This window comes from Rhodobacter sp. TJ_12 (assembly GCF_020023995.1).
Lineage (GTDB): Bacteria > Pseudomonadota > Alphaproteobacteria > Rhodobacterales > Rhodobacteraceae > Rhodobacter.
On sequence record NZ_NRRD01000064.1, the window covers coordinates 1 to 594 of the forward strand.

1 protein-coding gene is annotated in these 594 nt (G+C 62.0%); it reads left to right on the forward strand.

The annotated features are described in order from the left end of the window. Window positions 1-80: 80 nt before the first annotated feature. On the forward strand, window positions 81-594 hold a 514-nt coding region (locus CKO11_RS17175), incomplete at its 3' end, for an ABC transporter substrate-binding protein (protein ID WP_223641526.1).

Genomic DNA, 594 nt, shown 5'->3' on the forward strand with positions numbered 1-594 from the left:
TGCAGCGTAGACGATTTGCCTGCCGTAAAACCGAACAATGATCCGGCGGCGGGCGAGGCTTCACAAATGGGAGGCGACCGATGACGGATACGAAGCATGACTCTCGATTTAGCGGAGTGAACACCACCATTACACGCCGGCGCGTGCTCGGCGGTATGGCTGCGACGGCCGGTGTTGCCGCTACCTTTTCGGCGCCGGGTATTCTCAGACACGCGCGTGGCGCCGCCCCGATCAAGGTCGGGGTAATCTCGCCGCTAACCGGTGCCTGGACCGTTTACGGCAAGGCGCACATGGCTGGTTTTGAACTGGCGGTGAAGGAGATCAACGAGGCCGGCGGCGTGCTGGGCCGACCGATTGAGATCGTCGTCGGTGATAGCAAGACCGAACCGCGGGTGGTCGTCGAGCAGGCCAACCGGCTGATTCGTCGCGAGCGTGTGGACTTTCTGGCGGGCACGTTCTCCAGCGCCGAACGGAACGCGGCCGGCCCGGTCGTGGACGGAGCGAACAAAATCCTGCTCTATCCGACCTTCTACGAAGGTCAGAAGCAGGAATACCACCCCGGCGTGTGTAACTCGAACATCTTCATGTTCGGCC